Below are 18,600 nucleotides of genomic sequence, written 5' to 3'. Positions count from 1 at the left end.
AATGAGTATAGATTCATAAATGGGCCGGTGAGGGGATAGCAGACTTATATAAAACAAGCACGCAACAAAATCGGATATGGAAACCAAGCGGATCGCTGAGGTCGTAGAAAATATCAATTACTCATATCTCTTGCCTGCGATTCAGCGCGAATTCGTCTGGGAAACCAGCGATATCGTCGATCTATTCGATTCACTCCTGAGAGACTATCCAATCGGAGCGCTCCTCCAGTGGAATCTCTCCGCGGAGGAAGCCCAAGCTCAGCCCAAATATCGCTTCGTCACCCACTACGTCGACGAACCAAACTTTCCGCAATCACTCACAACCCCGACCCATCGCAACCCCCCGCACAATTCCGAAGATCCACTCCCTTCACCAGTAAAGCTGGTTCTCGACGGCCAGCAGCGGCTAACCGCGCTCAATATCGGCCTCACCGGCTCCTTCTACGAGCGGAAACACAATCATCCCCGAAACAAGGCCAGCTCGTGGGTCCAGAAACGCCTCTATCTCAACCTCCTCTCGGACCCGCAGACAGCGGACTCGGAACTCGGCAATAAGTACGATTTCTCCTTCCGATCCGAGCAGTCGGCGACTGCGAATGCCTATTGGTATCCGGTCAACCGGATTATGTCCATCTCGGACAACGACGATTTCTATGCAGAACGCCAAGAGATCGAGAGCGAAATTCAAGAGCTAATCGGAGAACACCCCGAGGTAGAGAATTCAGATAGTCTGATTCTCAACGCTCAGCGTAATTTCGAGGACCTCTATCGAGCGGTCCACAAGGACGAGAAGCTCCACTTCTTCACCGAAGACGAGAACGACATCACCCGTGTCCGCGACGTCTTCGTTCGGATCAATCAAGGAGGTGTGACGCCGAATCGGGCCGAAATCCTCCTCTCCTTGATGACCAGTAGCTGGCAACAGGAGCCGCCGGAAATCAACGCCCGTGACGAGGTTCACTCGATGGTCGACGAACTGAACGGGATCATCGACGGTGGGAACGCTCCTTTTGCTACAAAGCACGTCCAGAAGGTACTGCTCGCGATCAACGGCAACGAGATCCAGTATCGGTTCGACAACTACACACTTGACTTGCTGCGGAATCTAAAGGAGATCTGGCTTTCAGATACGTTCCCGAACACGATGGAGCAACTCGCGGAACTCCTGAACAGCTACTATCCAACGGTGACCTACATCCTCAGTCCCGCCCTCTACACGCCGATCGCCTACTACCTCTACCAGAACGAGAACCCCTCACTCGATTCGACTTCCATCAAGGGTCGCGGCCGGCGCCGAGACATTCTCTACTACATCTGTGCGGCTCGACTCAACGGGTTCACGAGCCAATCATCGAACCAGATCGCCGAACTCGTCCGGGACGTTATCCGCGAAGAAGAGAGCTCGGAGTTCCCACTTGAGCGGATCAGTGATGAAGTGGCGTCCAGTTACGGGACCTCTCTCCGTTTCACCGAAGAAAAGCTGACCACGCTGTTCGAGGAACTCCAATACGGCAAACGCGACATCGAGTTCCTCCTCCAGCTGTCGCACTATCCCGATGAACCGGCCCGGGGCAAGGACTACGATATCGACCACATTATCCCGAAATCGGTCCTCCCGGAGGAGGCAGACGCCGACCGAGTAGGGAACCTCCAGCTGCTGATTGACAAGACGAACAAGATGAAATCCGATGACGACTTCGAGGACTGGATGAACTCCCGAACGGACGACTACAAGCAGACTCACCATATCCCAGAGGGCGCCAAGGAAATGACCTTTGAGGAATTCGTTGATGCTCGGGAGCAACTCATTATGGAACACATCCTCGAGAACCAACCGTTCTGACCGCAATCAAGCTTCCAATTCGAAAGCCCTCTCAAGGAGATCAGTGAGGTCATTTAGAGCCTGAGTCGCAGTTTCGTCGATCTGGACACTAACTCGGTCAGTCTCCTTGGGATGTTTCTTTCCTAACGAGAGGACTACGTCGTCATCGGGGGAGAGGGAAGCTGAGAGCCAAGAGGTAACACGAGGAGAGCCAGCGAACCAAGCGGTCGTCAAATCATGCCAAGGGCGTTCACGATCTTCCTCACTCGGGCGATCTGGTCCAAACGCTAGCCGTTCCAAGTTATCAGTGAATGATCGGAGTTCCTGGGTATCCGAATCTTCAAGTTGAACGGTGACACGGTGGGTATCGCTATCCCAGCCCCAGTCCTTCTTTCCGAGCTGAAGAGTAAGCTGACCCGTTGGTGAGCGAGAAACAGTCGCCCAAGCGCGTCCCTTCCGGCGGAGATCTTGTTGACCGACAGTCACCCATTCATCCGACTTATCGAACGAAGCCCAATACTCTCCGGGTATAGGGATCTCTACCGAAACAGAGGGCGATTTCTCTTGCCAGAGCCATCTGATAACTTCCGGGTACCCCTCCATATTAGACCGCGACGGAAGCGCATAGGGCCAGACGGACAGTATTCCGGAGAGATCAACATCGTACTCTGAGAAATCGTCCTCATCGAGCCACGCAACGCTATAGTCACGCTGTAGATAGTGGTCAGTAACTGCCTCAATATCTTTGCCCTGATTCCGATACTGAGCCTCAATCGCGATACCTTTTCCATAGGGCTCTCGGGGAGTGTCGAATGTGAGCAAGACATCCGTAATTCGGCCGTCGATACCGGATTCCAGCTCAACTGTCGCATCCGGGAAATCGTGTTCCAGTCGAGCATACGCAATCGACTTCATTTTCATATGCTCGTCCGATTCACCAGGGCACTCGCCAACATCTACAAGATCAGCAAAGGTTGCCTGACCTGCAGTTTGGCCCATCTCAGAACGACCCTCCTGTTCGTGGTGCCGAAAATGACGAGAGATGAAAGCAGAACCTCGTTCATGAGACCGTACAACGGCCATCGGTTGGTCACACGCAGGACAAGTAACGGTCGTGCCGTCGGCTACTTGTGGTGGGATTACCCGTGTTCCGTTTAGAACTCCAAGATATGGCATCGGAGTCGATGTGTGTATTGAACTTCGTTGTCACTCGATCATAATGACCATTTCTTCGGCTTCCTGTCGTTCGGGGATCGAAGGGAAATCACCTACATAGTGTCAAACCAGTAGTGGGAGATGAGTTCCCCGGAAGTTTCCGGAAACCTCGACTTTCCGCAAACACAAATCGGGATACAGCGTAGGTTTTGGATACTCAAGATGGGACTTTCAGAGAAGTTTCCGGAAATAACCCGGTCAGGCTTTTGTAACCTGACCCGAAATCAGTCTGATAGAGACAGATGATCCGCGATGCTCGTGTTCTCCGTGCCGGGTTCGTTCCTCGGGAAGTTGAGCATCGCGACGCCGAAGTCAACCACCTCTCTAGCGTTCTCGAGCCCATCACGAACGGTGAACCCGCCGACACGGCCATCGTCACTGGACCCAGCGGCGCCGGCAAGACCTGCATCTCGAAGTTCGTCACCGAACGACTCCGGGAAGAGGTCCTCGATGTCGAGACTACCTACGTCAACTGCTGGCGCAACTACACGCGGTTCCGCACGCTCTACCAGATCCTCGACGACCTCGGCGCGACCATCGACATCCACCGGCAGTCGACGCCGCATGACGAACTCGTCGACCGCCTCCAGCAGCATGACGGCCCGCGGACCGTCGTCATTCTCGACGAGGTCGACCAGCTGGAGGACCCCAGCGTCATTTACGACCTCCACAGCCTCCCGCAGTTCGCGATCATCTGCATCGCGAACAAGGAAGAGGAGCTGTTCAGCCGCGTCGACGACCGCCTCGTGAGCCGGCTGCGCTCCAGCGAACACGTCCGGATGGACAAGTACCACGACGAGCAGCTGTACGACATTCTGCGTGCTCGGGCAAAGTGGGGCCTTGACGAGGACGTCATCACCGACGACCAGCTTTACCGAATCGCCGACGCGGCCGCCGGCGACGCCCGTCTCGCAATCGGCATCCTCCGGACGGCAGCCAGCACGGCCGACCGCGAAAATCAAGAACAGATTACTGACGACATCCTCCGCGACTCGGCTGACGACGCCCGTGCTCAGATTAAACAGCGAAGTCTCGATTCGCTCACGCCCCATCAGCGGGCTGTCTACGACATCGTTCGTGAGCACGGTCCGCTCGGACCAAGCGAGATTCACGACCGCTACACAGAGGAGGTCGATGATCCCCGGACGAAACGGACCGTCCGGACGTACCTCTCGAAAATGGAGCAATACAACCTCGTCGAGGCGGAGGGAACAAGTCGAGACCGAGAGTACTCGCTCGTTGACTCGGCAGCTGCATCGCCGATGCAGTAATCGGGAAGGGTCGCGTACGCACGTCCCGCAGGTAGCCGATTTAGGCGGAAGTTCTATGTATTGGTATCTCGATAGAGATATCTAGAAGCGGAAAGCGACAGCGCGATCAGGAGGCGATTTCAATAATGAACGAGTTAATGGACGCCACCGCTGCGAAAATTGTGTTAGCAGTCCAGCGTGGCGATTCTATCAACCGTATCGCGAGCAAGATCGACGTCTCGTACTCATGGGTGTACGACTGGATTGAGCGGTTAGATGACGCAGAAGTTATCGCTAATACCGATAATGGAATTCAGATCGTTGATCACGAGATGCGCCAGCAGTACGCCGAGATGATGGCTGCGTTGTACAGCCGCGATACCGTCTCTCAGAAAGATGCGTACGTCATTCCACACTTCGCCGGAATGGAGTTCGCGTACACAGAAATTGACGCGGCATACGTCTGGACACACGGCGGCTTCCAGATTGCGCGGAGCCACGACGACTATCCGGTGTTCATCGACGTGCATGACCGTGACGTCGAACGGTGGATTGCGTTCTTCCAGCAGTTTGGCGTCGACACGACAATCAACGAGCGCCCGAACGCCAGCGACATCGACGGGAACGTTCACTACGTGTTGTTCCCCAAGACCGGCGATATCGACGCCGAGTGGGTCGACGGCAACCCCGTCATCCCGTTGGACGAGACCGTCAGCCAGATGATGGAGAATCGGCCAGCGTACGAGCCCGCCTTGGAGATCATCGCCAACGAGTACGACAGGGACATCGATGCATCACATCACAGTACGATGAGTGCGAACGAACAGAGATGATGGAATGAGTCTTCCCGAGCGACAATCTGAGCTGATTGACACGCATCGCGCGGTCCAGGATGCCGAACTACCATATGTTCTCGTTGGCGGTTGGGCAGTGTCCGCGTTCCAAACACGGTTCACGACGGATATCGACACCGTGATTCCGGACACTGCACTCGACGACTACGATATCCTCCTTCGTGACCTCGGATACGAGAAACAGTTCGAGCAGGACGTCTCGAACGAGTACGACGGGCGAATGATTCAGTACACAAAGGAGGTCGGAGCGAACGCCGTCAAGTTCGAGGCACTTGTGGATGCGATGGGATGTCGACAGACAGACGCAGAGTGGTCATACCGCTATCTCCATGAACACAGTACGATCGAAGCACTCGACGTCGCCGAAGGCCTCAACGGGCGAATCCCGGAACCGGCCCTGCTGTTCGCGATGAAACTCCACAGCGGGCGAAAGGCCGATACCCGTGACCTCGTCGTGATTAGCTTGCGTGCGGATTTCGACCGCATCGAGCGACACGTCCACCGTGGCGACCCAGAGAAGCTCGATAGACAGATCGAGATGGTCCTGAATCGACTCGAAGAGGATGGGTTCGAAGACTCATTCAAGGGTGTCTTTCGGCAAGAGGAACTGCCAGCAGACGCTGTGGACGACCTGGCTTCGTTCCTGTCTGAGCAGCGAAATCGGCTGTGAAATATTAACAGTAGTTTCCAATACGGTTTCTTTATTCAGTGGATAAGGTGAAACGCGCGGTCAGTACAGCCGAACGACTGACTGCTACACGTGACGAAGTCGGATACTAGAGTGCGACGTCATGGTTCGGAACATAGTTCTCCTTCGCTCGGCTAGTCTCTGGTCCTTCTGCAACGAGGCCCGGAGACGAGGTCTCGTCATCGAACCGGTCTGGATTTGGAGTGAGTGAATCCAGAACCTCTGCGAAGGTTGTACCATCCCGCCCAGTAATGTGTACGAATCCGCCATATTGGCGTTGCTCACGCGGAGTGGTTTCCGGGTCCGGGAACGCGTCTCGAATACAGGTGACGCGCTCACGAAGGTATTCTGAAGCCTTGTGCTGGGAGTACTGGCAGTCTGCGTAGTACTGTTCTCGGTGGTGATCGTCGAAATCTGCCTCCACGTGTTTGGCGGACTCGTACCGGACTGCATCAGAGCTGATGTCGCCGGTGAGAAAGCTGAGATTCACCGTGAAACAGTCTGGATATCGAAGAATCACCAAGCAGAAGATCTGTTCGTCGACCGTGTAGCGTTCCTGGAGCCGATAGTAGCACTCCAGATAGTACGCTGCGAGTGCGCCGATCCAGTCGTCGCGCTCACCGTCGAGGTACGCGGTTGCGACGTCGTAGTAGTCTTCGCCAGCAATCTGTTGTAATCGATGCTTGAAGCTCTGTCTCATATCGGCCAGTTCGTCCTCGTATACCTCCGTTAACGGGACATCTGGGTCGTCGAGTAACTTGCTTTTTCGCTCGCCAGCGGCTGCAATTCTCTCCATATTCTTGTGGAGGGAGCGTTCTGCTTGCACGTCTGGCAGCGAAATTCGAACTGCCTGTTGGTGCAAGAGCTTCGTCCCAGCGTCCAGACGGTCACTCCAGTCACTCATATTCCATTATCTGACAATACTTTGTATCACGAGATATTGAACTCGGCGGTGGCGTTGGTATTTTCGCAACCTCACTTACCGATTCAGCCGCCTCAGTTTCAGCGCTGTTCTGAATAAAGAAACCGCGCTAGCAACTACTGTTAACCAACAAATCCCACGATAAATCATTTTGTTGGTTAAATAGCTATCCCAGGTTGAGCGTGATTCTGGAAACGTTCCCGGAAGCAGTCCAATATTCGCGGAAACCCAGGCAGTGCGCATAGGTCATCCCGTGGCCCATGGTTTCCTTGAAACGCGGAAGCACCACGCCGCGGCTTATCGGGAACGTAGACCTCTAGTCGGGTATGGGAGAACATTCAACGTCGAACCGATTGGCGGTGGACCAGCCAACTCGGGGCGCTGACCGCAATCAGTCCCTCGCTGACCAGGCCGACCCGGCTACGAACAAGATGCTGCTGCCACAGCTCGACGACGGCATCACGCTGCTCGACGTCGAGGGAGGCCGCGGCGTCCCGATTCTACAGTCGCTCGTGCTCGACCACCTCCTCCTACACGACGGGCCCGCCTTTTGGGTCGACGCAAACGGACACGCGACGACGACCACACTCGCTCAGATAGCCCCCAATCAACGGCTGCTCAACCGAATCCACGTGGCACGCGGATTTACCGCCTACCAGCACTACGGCGCCGTCTGTGATCTCCCGACGGCAGTGAACAAGTCGATCCAGATGTCCACCACTGACGCCGGGAGGGCCGGTCGAGGGGAACCGAGTCGTGACGAGGACACGTCGCCCCACACACCTGCCCTCATCGTCGTGCCGGCCGTCGACGCCCAGTACCGCGCCGACGATACCCTCGGCGAGACCCACGCGAAAACCCTTCAGGCCCGAACTCTCGCCCGGTTGGCGACCTACGCCGAGGGGTACGACATCCCGGTGCTCGTTACGCGAAACGAACGAAACGAATTCACCGAGCCAGTCGCGACGGTCGCCGACCACCACCTGGAGTGCGAGCAAACCCGGATGGGGCCACGGGTCGTCGGCAAAGACTTCGAGACGCTCGTCTATCCCGTCGACGACGGCGCGTACTACCAGACGACGTTCGCGTACTGGCGGCAGCTGCTCGCGGCACGCGCCACGCAAGTCGGCGTGGAACCGACAACGCCGACGCCGTCGACGCAGACCCCGGAGGGTGTCGGGACAGGGGTCACCGCTGACGGTGAGACGGTGGCGGCCACCGCGGATCCCCTGCTCGATGCGTGGACGGCGAGTGGTACAGGAGGCCGATAGCGATGGGGCGTACGAACCCAACCTACCGAGATGCGCTCCGGGCCATCGAAGAGCGCTGGGCGGAGTTCCGCCGGGCACTGCGGCATCGCGACCAGCCGCGCTTCGACCGGCTGTTCGAGTACGCCCGCAAGCACGCCGACGCGAGTGGGCTGTTGAACCACCAGAACCCGTTGCTGCCGGCGCTGCTCAGCATCGATCTCGAACAGGAGGCCCGCCTCGACGACCACGAGGAACGCCTCGAGGAGCTCGAAGCCGCGGTCGCAGCACGCGATGATCAAGAGAGTGCCCCACCGGACTCGAACCCGTGACGATGCCGTTCAGTATCGATTTTCGGGACGACGGGCGCGTCATAGGGTGGGAGGCAACCCCCGACGGCGCCGTCGCGACCGAACGCGAAGACTACTCACCGCGCTTCTACGTCGCATCCCGCGCACCAGATGCCGATATCGACCTCACGAGACTCCGCAGCGTGTACGACCGGCACCCGGACGTCGTCGCGACCGATATCGTCGCCCGGCGGCCAGGCTTCCGTCGCGACGACGAGAACGTCCTTGCCGTCGACGTTGCCCACATCGATCGGATCACCTCGCTGGCTCGACAGGCACGCCAGCTGTCCGAGTACCCTGTGGGGGATCTCGCCTGCTTCAATGTCGATCTCTCGCGGGAGTTTCGGTACTATCTCGAGAACGATGTGGATCCGACGCCAACGAGCGATCTCTCGACGCTGCGACTCGACGTCCCACTCACAGAGACGACCGGCGATGCGTATACCGAACTTGCCGTCGGCGGCGAGACGGTCACGGGCCCGCCAGTAGACATTCTGACGACAGTCCAAGCTGCGCTTGACAACCACGATCCGGACGTCCTCGTCTGCTCAATGAGCGAGATCGTCCCGACCCTGTACGAGATGGCTGCCAGCACTGGCGCCGACAATTTCTCGCTGAGCCGGACCCCAGAGGGCGATTTCCAGCAGCTCGCGAGCCGCTCGACCTACGCGAGCTACGGCCGCGTCGGGCACTCGCCGGCGCGCTACAACGTGCCCGGAAGAGCGATCATCGACCGATCGAACACGTTCTTCTTTGGCGAGACCAACATCGACGGCATCCTCGACCTCGTCTCGCGGTCGCGCAAGCCGATACAGGAGGCAGCCTGGGCGTCGATCGGCAACATCCTCACAGCCATCCAGATCTGTGAAGCCCACGAACGCGGCGTCCTCGTCCCGTGGCACTCCTGGCGCCACGAGAAATTCAAATCGATAGGGAGGCTCCACGACGCCGACCGTGGCGGCTTCATTTTCGCACCCGAAGTCGGACTCCACGAGGATGTCCACGAACTCGATTTCTCGAGCCTTTATCCGAACATCATCTGCACGCACAACGTCTCGCCGGACGTGATTCGCTGCGAGTGCCATCGCGACCGCGAGGACGTCCCCGGACTCGGCTATTCGATCTGTGACGACCGGGGCTACCTCGTCGACGTCCTCCAGCCGATCATCGATGCGCGCGACGAGATCAAAGCCGCCATCCGTCGCGAACAAGAACGCGACGATCCCGACAAGGAACGTCTCGAAGAACTCGAAGGGCGGTCGGGGGCGCTGAAGTGGATCCTCGTCGCCTGCTTTGGATATCAAGGCTTTAACAACGCCAAATACGGGCGTATCGAGTGCCACGAGGCAATCAATGCGTTCGCGCGCGAAATCCTTTTGACGGCGAAGCAGCGACTGGAAGCTGGCGGCTGGCGTGTCGTCCACGGCATCGTCGACTCCATCTGGGTGACGCCAGATCCAGACGTTGCCGACGGCGAACGAGAATCACTGGAGTCGTTGGCCGCTGAAATTACTGACACCGTCGAGATCCGTCTCGAATATGAAGCCGAGTACGAGTGGGTAGCGTTCGTGCCCCAGCGCGAGAGCGACGCCGGCGCGTTGACGAAATATTTCGGGAAGGTTGCGGGCGAGGATGAGTTCAAGATACGCGGCATCGAAGCCCGACAACGGTCGACGCCCGAGTTCATCGAAGACGTCCAGCGCGACTGTCTCGAGATTATCGGACGAACGTACTCTCCGGATGCGGTTATCAATCGGTTGAAACGGGCGATTTCGGAGCTTCACGCTGGCGACGTCGATCCTGACCGACTTGTCGAACGGAACCGTGTTTCCAAGCCCGTCGAGGCGTACACGCAGTACACCCAGAACGTGGCGGCACTTGAGCGTGCTCGCGACCAGGACCTCGCTGTCCATCCCGGACAAGATGTCGAGTACGTGGTCGTCGACGACGAGAAAGCATCACGAGAGCGTGTCGCCCTTGCTCACGAAGAGACGGACCAGTATGATCCATCGTACTACGAGACGCAGCTGGTACGAGCTGTCGAGAGTATTATCTCACCTCTGGGATGGGATCGGTCGGATATTCGACGAAGGTTGGCAAAGACACCAACGACTAAGACTACCTCCTTCTGACACTTCGATTACAACAAGATATGAGGAGGACCACACACCCCCCTCGTTCGGAATGAGATTATACCCACCATACCACCTGATTAGAGGCCGTGGTTCCACCCGATGAGAAGGTTGTAGTAATGGATTCATTGAGTATACGCGCTCGACGTATGGTCTACTGCTTCAATTCGAAGGATAGAATAGCTGTACTTCCATTGTTAGATGTATTCACGAATACTTCTAACTAGTGGTGTATTCTACTTGGAGAGCTTTTAGCGCAACTAGGTAATAAAGCTAGGGTTGTAACTAGACAAGTGATCCGCGAAAGTCTACGCAGTCTTGCGATTTGGGGAATTATCTTGTCCTAGTTAGGGTACGCCTAGTAGATTGTTGGAAGATCTCGTCCATACGGCCAGTTTTACGGTATCTCATTCCGAATCAGGGGGGTGTGTCCCTCTAGCTCCAATCTGAATCTATCCTAATTGGGCTGGCATCAACATCGCCTATTAGTTCGGTGGACAACTCATTCCGAATCAGGGGGGTCTCTGTAGCGTTCTCGATTCTTGGCTGATGGACCAACTCATCCTACCTCATTCCGAACGGGGGCGTTGATCTGGACTCGCTGATTATTCGAGCTACTGGCAATCCACTCGTTCTGCGATGTAGCTCATTCCGAACTAGGGGAGTGAAGTCTCCACAGAACACGGATTTGAAGATAGCTCACTCTGAATCGGGTATCCTCCTGTATGACGGCGTCATCTATCGATTTTCCGAAGTTTAGAACCGATATCCAATGAATCTCATTCCGAATCAGGGGGGTAACGACTAAGTAGGTTCCTTCCCAGGATGAATCCATGGCAGACAACGAGGAATCAGACGGAGGAGGTGACTCGTCTATCACGGACCAACAGCTGGATGATTTCGATACAAATAGGGGGGACAGTTCAGCTTCTGAAATTTCGTCGGCCACGAAAGAAATCCAGCGATCAGAACCGAACGACCCGGCAAATGACCCACTGTTCATTCGGGAGGGCGATGAAGACGGCTCCTCAACTCCAATCTGGGCGGATCGCGATCTACTTTCAATTGGAACCGTTCCTGGGCCGGACCGCATCGTCGGTCGAGACACCGAAATCAAGTCGGTTGCTGGAGAAATCCGTCACCTCGTCCACGAATCCCAACCTAACCACGTCGTTATTTACGGCGAAACCGGAACTGGCAAATCACTTGTCAGCCGGCACGTCTCCGACCGTCTTGTTGATACTGCCACTGCCCGTAACGTCCCTGCTGCAAGCATCTACGTTGAGTGCAAGAAGAATAATACCGAAACGCGAGTCGCCCGAACAATCGCTCGTGCCCTAAGCGACAAATCCGGTTCTGGCATAGAAATCCCTCGCGTCGGTTTAGGGTCTGCCGAATACTACGATTACGCCTACGACATCATCGACGAGTACTACGATGGGCTCATTGTCATCCTTGATGAGATCGACATGGTTGATGATGCTGAGGGGCTCCTCCATGAACTCTCGCGAGCCCGAGAAGCTGGCCATACTGATGCCTATATCGGAATCATCGCTATCAGCAACGACATCGACTTCGGACAGAAACTCAATGCACGCGTTCAGAGCTCGATGCGGACGACGGACTTCATCTTTGAACCATACCAGAGCGACCAAATCGAGCAGATCCTCGAGTATCGACGAGATGCATTCCAAGACGGTGTCGTACAAGACGGCGTCATAACCGAGACTGCTGACCGGTCGGCGGATGAACATGGTGATGCGAGGAAGGCAGTCGACGTTCTGCGGATTGCTGGTGACATCGCTGACGACAACGATGCAGAGGTCGTTAGTGCGGACCACGTCGATAAAGCCGTCAAGCGTGCAGAGATCAATCGAGTCAAGGAGACGATTGAAAGTACCTCACCGCAATCCAAACTCGTCCTCTACACTCTCGGTCGCTTGACTGGCTCGAACAACCGCCGTTTCCGTACCTCTGGTATCTACAGCCAATACGAGACGACCTGCGGTGACGTCGGCGCTGATCCCCTCTCGTATGATCGAGTGAGTCAGATTCTCAGCACGCTCGCGCTAATGGGAATCTCTGAGTCTCACCAGATCGGTGGCGGACACAAGCAGGGTGTCTATCTGGAACACCAGCTTATCAAGGACAAAGATGTAGTGATGAAGGCAGTTGTAGAGAGCGATGAACGGCTTTCAGAACTTCACAACGGAACCTACGAAATTTAATCAATCATCATGAGGGTTCGTTCTACCTAGAACCCTTCTACTGAAGCTCATTCCGAATCAGGGGTGTCAAATATTCTGAGAAGTGAACAAGCTCACTTCGAATCAGGGGGGTTGTTCTCGAGAGAACCAGATTAGCTAATCGTCTGGACTGACCGGTCTTTTGTACTGCGAGCACACCTTCTCGCCTTCCCGCCACTGCCAGTAGTAATAGCGGTTGTCGTTGATTTCCTTTATCGTGATCGTCGCTTTGGCAGGGACGTCGTCCGGGAGGTCGTCTGGTCGCTCCTCCACTTCTTCCTGGTCATCCGACTCCTCGAGGCGGTCCTCACGTGCCTTGTACTCGGCGAGCGCCTCAGCGTACGTCGCAACGTCTCGGAGCTGCTCCGGGTCCGACTCGTTGAGCGTGTTGACGATCTCCGTCGGAAGGTTCGCCGGTGGGGTCGAGGGTTCGTAGGACATCGGCTCTTCTCGTGTTAACCAACACGCCCCACGAATCCATAGTTTTGTTGGTTAAGTCGATGGAGACAGTTCTCGCGACCGCTGGCTGTAACACTACTCGAAACTTCTTTATATACAAGTTTCGTACTATGTTACACCGTGCTCCGGCGCATCGAACTCGAGGTCCTCGCCACGGTCGACCGCGGCGACACGATCTCCGAACTCGCGACGAAACTCGACCACAGCGAGAGCTACCTCTCTCGTGCCGTCGCTGACCTCGTTGAGAGAGGGCTCGTCTACACGGAACGCGATGGCCGGCGAAAACGAGTCGTCCCGTCGGATGCCCGCGTCGTCGAACTCTATCGGGACCTCGTCCGCCAGCACTCCCACATCGAGTTCCCCGAGTTGCTGACCGGGAAGGCACTCGAGGTGCTGTACTACCTTGACCAGCCGCGAACCGTCTCCGAGATCGCCGACCGGAGCGATAACTACCGCAACACGGTCAACCGCGTCCTCAAGCGGTTTCGCGACCGTGGGCTCGTCGGGACGACCGACGGCCGCTATGACTTCAATGCCGATTTCGACCGCCTCCACGAGTTCGCCCGTGAACTCGCACACCATCTGCATCGTCAACGCCTCGAAGCCGTTGCCCCGAAGGGCACGATTCTCTGGGAGGACTACGACGAATTCCTCGCCCAGGCCGAGACGGAAATCGACGCGGAGGCGTTCCACGAAACCGGCCTCGCTCGATTCGCGGCCTTCGACCTCCAGTTCCTGCTCACCGGCCACCGCTACTACGTCTACTCTGAGGACCTCGACGTAGTCTCGCCGGCGGAGCTCTGCTGTCACACCCTCTTGATCGACGACGGCAGCCGCCACCGCTCGTACTGTCTCCTCCTGCTCAGCCACGTCGACGTCGACGAGGCGGACCTCCGAGAGCAGGCGGCGAAGTATGGTCTCGAAGACGAAATCGACGCCCTGCTCCGCTACCTCGAGACGCACGGCGAGGTCGACGACGACCGGCTCCCGGAGTGGGACGAGTTCCAGGAGCTGGCGGCTGACTACGAGGTGCCACTACCAAAATGAGACCAACATTCGGACGCGAGTACATCGAGAACGAATTCCAGCGGATCGCGGATGGCCTCTCAGCCCCGCTCGCGGTCTACCTGATCGGTGGTGGCGCGATGTCGCTGCGCGACCTCAAGGGGGCGACGAAAGACATCGACCTGGTCGTCCCGGATGGCGACGCGTACGGCCAGCTGTGGGCCGTCCTGATGGACCTCGGGTACGCGGAGGTCCAGTCGCTGGACCCAGATTACCGGGCGCTTGGGGCGACGAGCTGCGTCGAGAACGACGATGGATGTCGCCTTGACATCTTCAACCAGCAAGTCGCGAACAAGCTCGTGCTCACCGACGGGATGCAAGAGCGTAGCGAGCCGTTCCTCGACACGGATCGACTGACGGTCCGGCTGGTCAGCAACGAAGATATCTTCCTGTTCAAGGCGATCGCAGGCCGCGACGACGACATCGAGGATATGAATATGCTCGTGCAGGCCGGTCTCGATTACGACGTCGTCCGGGCTGAACTCGAAGCCCAGATCGAACGTCTGGGGGACGATCAGTTCGCCACGTTCGCGAACGAGGCGCTGGTCGAACTCGAGGAGCGGTACGGGGTGACCACGCCAATCGAGGCCCGCGTCCAGGACCTCACGAACAGGTACTACCGGGGGCTCGAAGTCCTTCAGGCACTCGATGAACCGATGACCGTCGACGAACTGGCCGCCGAACTGGATCTGGATACCGACGAAATTCGTGAACGGATTATGTATCTCGCGAAGTTCGAACGGATACACCAGGAAGAGGAGTCAGTATACTTGGCAGAGTAGACGAATTTGGGCCTTTCACTCTCCACGGGACTATGCTATAATCAGCACTGAGATAGTGACGGTAGGAATCGAAGCCGAAACAGTAGCGGAAACCGGATATTTATTGAAGAGATGTTAGAATTGAGCTGATACGGAATGGCACGCCTCCACGAATACGGTCCTGATTCCCCTCGTAGTGGGTACCATCTAAAAGGATGGACAAAACACTCAGGGAATACAACACTTCAAGTCCACTATCCCTGTAAGCTCCTCTTCGACTGGCTTAATTTTCAAGAAGGAGATAAAATACCTGATGAACTGGTAACCTCACTTCTTGACTCAAACTTATTATATACCAAAAGTGATGGCTCTCCAATGGAGGATATCAACTGGACCTCGTCGTTTGATTCTGTCTCTGCAGAACTAAGTGAGGAACAGTGTCAGCGGCTTTTGGGATTTCTCCGTGAGTACGATGGTCCTCGGCGGGAACTTGTCCAGAGTTTAGCAGAAAACATCGACACCGGTGAGCCAATTCCTGAAACTGCAAGACTGTCCTCCAGCACGGATTACGACCGGAACTGGCGAGCATGCGTTGATTTCTCTTCCGGCGACCCCGACGAATCGCTCCACCGAATTGCAGAACAAGTATCCAAACGTCCGTTTGGTCTCCCAGAAATAGTAGCAACCTCCCTTCGAGAGTGGTCAGACACCTCCATAGAGGAGTTCGTAGACCTCCCTAACTTGGAGGAGTCAATACAACTCTTCAGGGACTACCCGGGACGGATTCACAATATTGTTCCTCACGAAGATCACCCTATCTACTTCCTAACACTGCCAGAAGCGGACAATCAAGACCCATGGCCTAGATTTTTAGTAAACCATATCTTGGAGCCTCAGACTCAGGAGTACGATTCTGAGTTTGTATTTAGAGTTCAGATAGTGTCTCACCTTCCTGCACCACTACAGGATATCTACTCGTCCGAGTCGATTGTTCACACTACAATCGTACTCGATCAAGAGATCCACGGTTGGAAGGTATCTGTCCCCGATGATATCGATGAATTGAGTGATGGTGAGAGGGTTGAAATTGAAGATCAGATACGAGCACTCGAGAGTGAAACCGTACGCCTGATGGAATACCTATTAGATAGCCGCGTAGACTCGAAGGTCGAAACTTCATCTGTCGAGTACGAATACGTAGCGTTCGAAGGTTCTGACTCCGGATCTTAGCTGTCCTCTACCTATTTGAAGGAAGGCGGCCGTCTGGTCGGGGAACCCGGCCCCGTTTGATCTCGTGATCGACGCGACGCAGGTGCTTGCAACCGCCTTCGGGTGAGCGCTGCTGCCAGTCGGGACAGGTACACGATTCGTCGATGATATCGACTTCGTACCTGTTGCCGGACGCGGACTGCACCTCGTAGCGGCCACCTTTCGAGAGGAGCGAGACGTCCATCGCTTCGGCGACGGCACGCTTCGTGCGGGGCTCAAGATCGTCCTCCGACTGTGCGTTCTCGTCGACGACCAGTCGGTCGCGAACGTCGCCCGTTCGGCCACCGTCGGGAGCGACGGCTTCCGCAGGCCCCCTGAGCCGCTCGTGGAACACTTCCTCCACCGGATGGCCTTCCGGCCACAGGTAATGGACCTCGCGGCGCTCGCGATGGTCGTAGGAGCCGCACGCGGCTGCGCACCCAGTCCAGACGCGCCAGGCACCGAGCGCGGCCATCACGTCGACGATGTCGCGGGGAACCATCTGGTGGTCGTCCGGGAAGAACACCCGGAAGCGGGTACACGCCTCCTGCGGCGGGACGGTCTCCCACCAGTCTTCGCTGGCCCCCCAGCTGTCGAACATCGCCTCGTCGCTCCCGTAGCCGACAGTCACGCCGTCGATCGGCGTCCAGTCTGCTGGGAGGTGGTCCGACTCGCCTTCAAGCACTCGAAGAACGGCGTATCGGAGGTACTCGTGAGCTTGATTGTCTGTCGTTTGGGCGACCTGGTCGTGCTGCTCGGCAACGTGCTCGGCTTCCTCGAGGACCGTCGTGAGATAGGGTTCAGTCATCGTTCGGCGGAGGTCTGAATGCGCCTCCGCCCCTCGGCGGGCGCTGAAAAACTTAACCAACAATAGTGGGATGTTGGTTAACAAGCTCATTCTCCGCAGATATTCGTGTGAACGCCAGATACCAGTAGAAATCAAAGATCTTCAGATCAGAAACTGCTGGTCTTAGCCAATATCACACCAAAACCACTATTCGGCACCTCTAGGATTTATTTTGATAATGAGCGAGGGGTATCCCAGCGATTGGGGATCACGCCGCAAAGAGGTCTATCGCCGAGATGATTACACCTGTCAGAACTGCGGTGCACTAGGTGGTCCTCATGGTGATGCAGAGCTTCATGCCCATCATATTGTACCGAAGAGTAAGGGAGGAACCCATAACACCAGCAATCTAAAAACACTCTGTAAGGATTGTCACGATGCTATTCATGGGAATTCTGTAGCCCCGACAGCGGATGCCTCTCGACCCAACGAGGCCTCGTCTGAAGCACAGCTAAAATTCCCACTGAACGAGAGTAAATTCCCCTATTCTGTCGCCGCTGAACTCTCGTGTGGGAACCAGATAGCTAACACCTATGACTTAGTGAACGCGATTATTGAGGCCATCGAGGAATTGAACGAGCTATTTGAGACCGCTCAGTCACTTCCTTCAGACGAACGATCCAACCGGCTTTCACGTAGAATAGACGAAACGGTTAACGAACTTGATGACCAGCTTCAAAGCCTCTATTCTGAACTTAATACATTTGATGAAGAAATTTCGTGGAGCGACTCAAAGAGTACGGTCTCCAGATATGATGATTTCCACCAGGCTGCCGTAGAACTACAAGTAGTGGTTGAAGAGTATCGTAATACCCTTGAGAACCTATCGACTGGAGCAAAGGACGAGGATCTTCGTGGCACACTCGTAGACTTAAAACTACTCGCAGATGATCTCGATGCCGCACTTGAAGAATACTCAGAGGCCTCGGAGAGGCTGATTAACCGGCTCTATGGTGAGATCTCAAGTGAACTAGATCGAATTGACTCAAATACGACTTCTATAACACCGATTACTCCGGACAGCTGTCCGGTTTGTACTGGAGACACGACCGTCGTCCGGCGTTCTATTGAGGAAACTAACCATTCTTACTCGTTGCTGCGTTGTACGGAATGCGATACTGAGTGGACCATAGATCTGCAAGATCTCACCGTCTCTAGTGGTCCGGAAGATTTGGTGGGCGTATCAATGGCCCCGACTGTCTGGAAACGCGGGGCCAACAGGGGTTACTCCTTACCAGATGATTTGGACGAGTTCAACAGGCTCTCAGAAATATACGAACGAGAAAAGAAACGACTCCTTGTAGTCGTAGCAATTGGCCAAGTCGGTATCTTGATTGGTAGCTATATTTTCGGAAGCGTAATACTCTGGATTATTGGAACTATCCTACTTGTTTCGGCTGCACGTGGACTGTTTACCTGGCGGCTGGATCGGGTTCTTGGTGGCTCCTCATCCTTCCTGTCTGGTCTGCTGAAATAGGCCAAACCGCCGAGTAG

16 protein-coding genes are annotated in these 18,600 nt (G+C 55.9%); 12 read left to right on the top strand and 4 right to left on the bottom strand.

The genetic code is table 11. The annotated features are described in order from the left end of the window. The first annotated feature begins 76 nt into the window (after window positions 1-76). Complete coding sequence (locus B4589_RS17005) at window positions 77-1,843, top strand: DUF262 domain-containing protein (RefSeq protein WP_079235355.1); 1,767 nt, start codon at window positions 77-79, stop codon at window positions 1,841-1,843. A 6-nt stretch (window positions 1,844-1,849) separates the two neighbouring features. On the opposite strand, the gene B4589_RS17000 is transcribed toward B4589_RS17005, so the two are convergent. Then, window positions 1,850-2,821, bottom strand: a complete 972-nt coding sequence (locus B4589_RS17000; protein ID WP_176330573.1) for a hypothetical protein — start codon at window positions 2,819-2,821, stop codon at window positions 1,850-1,852. Window positions 2,822-3,279: 458 nt separating this feature from the next. Here B4589_RS17000 and B4589_RS16995 point away from each other — a divergent pair, with 458 nt between their 5' ends. The 3 genes from B4589_RS16995 to B4589_RS16985 all read left to right on the top strand — a co-directional run bounded on the left by B4589_RS16995 (window position 3,280) and on the right by B4589_RS16985 (window position 5,811). Beyond that, the gene (locus B4589_RS16995; RefSeq protein ID WP_079235356.1) at window positions 3,280-4,308 is read left to right on the top strand and encodes a Cdc6/Cdc18 family protein; all 1,029 of its coding nucleotides are present in this window, start codon (window positions 3,280-3,282) and stop codon (window positions 4,306-4,308) included. 137 nt (window positions 4,309-4,445) lie between these two features. Beyond that, window positions 4,446-5,120: a helix-turn-helix domain-containing protein gene (locus B4589_RS16990; RefSeq protein WP_079235484.1), complete on the top strand. Its 675-nt coding sequence runs from the start codon at window positions 4,446-4,448 to the stop codon at window positions 5,118-5,120. A 4-nt stretch (window positions 5,121-5,124) separates the two neighbouring features. Continuing rightward, window positions 5,125-5,811 (top strand): hypothetical protein, encoded by a 687-nt coding sequence (locus tag B4589_RS16985; protein WP_079235357.1) that lies wholly within the window; start codon window positions 5,125-5,127, stop codon window positions 5,809-5,811. A gap of 106 nt (window positions 5,812-5,917) precedes the next feature. Here the strand turns inward: B4589_RS16985 and B4589_RS16980 are convergent, their stop codons facing one another. Further along, window positions 5,918-6,733 (bottom strand): hypothetical protein, encoded by an 816-nt coding sequence (locus B4589_RS16980; protein WP_079235358.1) that lies wholly within the window; start codon window positions 6,731-6,733, stop codon window positions 5,918-5,920. Window positions 6,734-7,182: 449 nt separating this feature from the next. Between B4589_RS16980 and B4589_RS16975 the strand changes: the two genes are divergently transcribed. The 4 genes from B4589_RS16975 (at window position 7,183) to B4589_RS16960 (ending at window position 12,708) form a co-directional block, all read left to right on the top strand. Continuing rightward, window positions 7,183-8,022, top strand: a complete 840-nt coding sequence (locus tag B4589_RS16975; RefSeq protein WP_079235359.1) for a hypothetical protein — start codon at window positions 7,183-7,185, stop codon at window positions 8,020-8,022. 2 nt (window positions 8,023-8,024) lie between these two features. After that, on the top strand, window positions 8,025-8,330 hold the full coding sequence (locus B4589_RS16970; protein ID WP_079235360.1) for a hypothetical protein: 306 nt from the start codon (window positions 8,025-8,027) through the stop codon (window positions 8,328-8,330). A 2-nt stretch (window positions 8,331-8,332) separates the two neighbouring features. Beyond that, the gene (locus B4589_RS16965; RefSeq protein WP_079235485.1) at window positions 8,333-10,480 is read left to right on the top strand and encodes a type B DNA-directed DNA polymerase; all 2,148 of its coding nucleotides are present in this window, start codon (window positions 8,333-8,335) and stop codon (window positions 10,478-10,480) included. An 833-nt stretch (window positions 10,481-11,313) separates the two neighbouring features. Next, the gene (locus B4589_RS16960; RefSeq protein ID WP_079235361.1) at window positions 11,314-12,708 is read left to right on the top strand and encodes a Cdc6/Cdc18 family protein; all 1,395 of its coding nucleotides are present in this window, start codon (window positions 11,314-11,316) and stop codon (window positions 12,706-12,708) included. Window positions 12,709-12,843: 135 nt separating this feature from the next. Here the strand turns inward: B4589_RS16960 and B4589_RS16955 are convergent, their stop codons facing one another. Beyond that, entirely contained in the window at window positions 12,844-13,167 is a 324-nt protein-coding gene (locus tag B4589_RS16955) for a hypothetical protein (protein ID WP_079235362.1), read from the bottom strand. A 138-nt stretch (window positions 13,168-13,305) separates the two neighbouring features. Between B4589_RS16955 and B4589_RS16950 the strand changes: the two genes are divergently transcribed. The 3 genes from B4589_RS16950 (at window position 13,306) to B4589_RS16940 (ending at window position 16,241) form a co-directional block, all read left to right on the top strand. Continuing rightward, window positions 13,306-14,232 carry a MarR family transcriptional regulator gene (locus B4589_RS16950; protein ID WP_079235363.1) on the top strand — a complete coding sequence of 309 codons (927 nt, stop codon included), beginning with the start codon at window positions 13,306-13,308 and terminating at the stop codon, window positions 14,230-14,232. Next, window positions 14,229-15,032 (top strand): DUF6036 family nucleotidyltransferase, encoded by an 804-nt coding sequence (locus tag B4589_RS16945; protein ID WP_079235364.1) that lies wholly within the window; start codon window positions 14,229-14,231, stop codon window positions 15,030-15,032. The genes B4589_RS16950 and B4589_RS16945 overlap by 4 nt, the downstream gene beginning before the upstream one ends. Window positions 15,033-15,386: 354 nt before the next feature. Continuing rightward, a complete protein-coding gene (locus B4589_RS16940) occupies window positions 15,387-16,241 on the top strand; it encodes a hypothetical protein (RefSeq protein ID WP_143414395.1) in 855 nt (284 codons plus the stop codon). A 7-nt stretch (window positions 16,242-16,248) separates the two neighbouring features. Here B4589_RS16940 and B4589_RS16935 read toward each other — a convergent pair whose 3' ends face one another. Next, complete coding sequence (locus B4589_RS16935; protein ID WP_079235486.1) at window positions 16,249-17,067, bottom strand: hypothetical protein; 819 nt, start codon at window positions 17,065-17,067, stop codon at window positions 16,249-16,251. A gap of 217 nt (window positions 17,068-17,284) precedes the next feature. On the opposite strand from B4589_RS16935, the gene B4589_RS16930 reads away from it, so the two are divergent. Next, complete coding sequence (locus B4589_RS16930) at window positions 17,285-18,583, top strand: sulfite exporter TauE/SafE family protein (RefSeq protein WP_079235365.1); 1,299 nt, start codon at window positions 17,285-17,287, stop codon at window positions 18,581-18,583. The last annotated feature ends 17 nt before the right edge of the window (window positions 18,584-18,600 follow it).

Origin of the sequence: Halolamina sp. CBA1230 (genome assembly GCF_002025255.2) — an archaeon.
In the GTDB taxonomy this organism is placed as follows: domain Archaea; phylum Halobacteriota; class Halobacteria; order Halobacteriales; family Haloferacaceae; genus Halolamina.
Note: the sequence above shows the minus strand (reverse complement) of the source record. Positions and strands in the feature narration are given on the sequence as shown.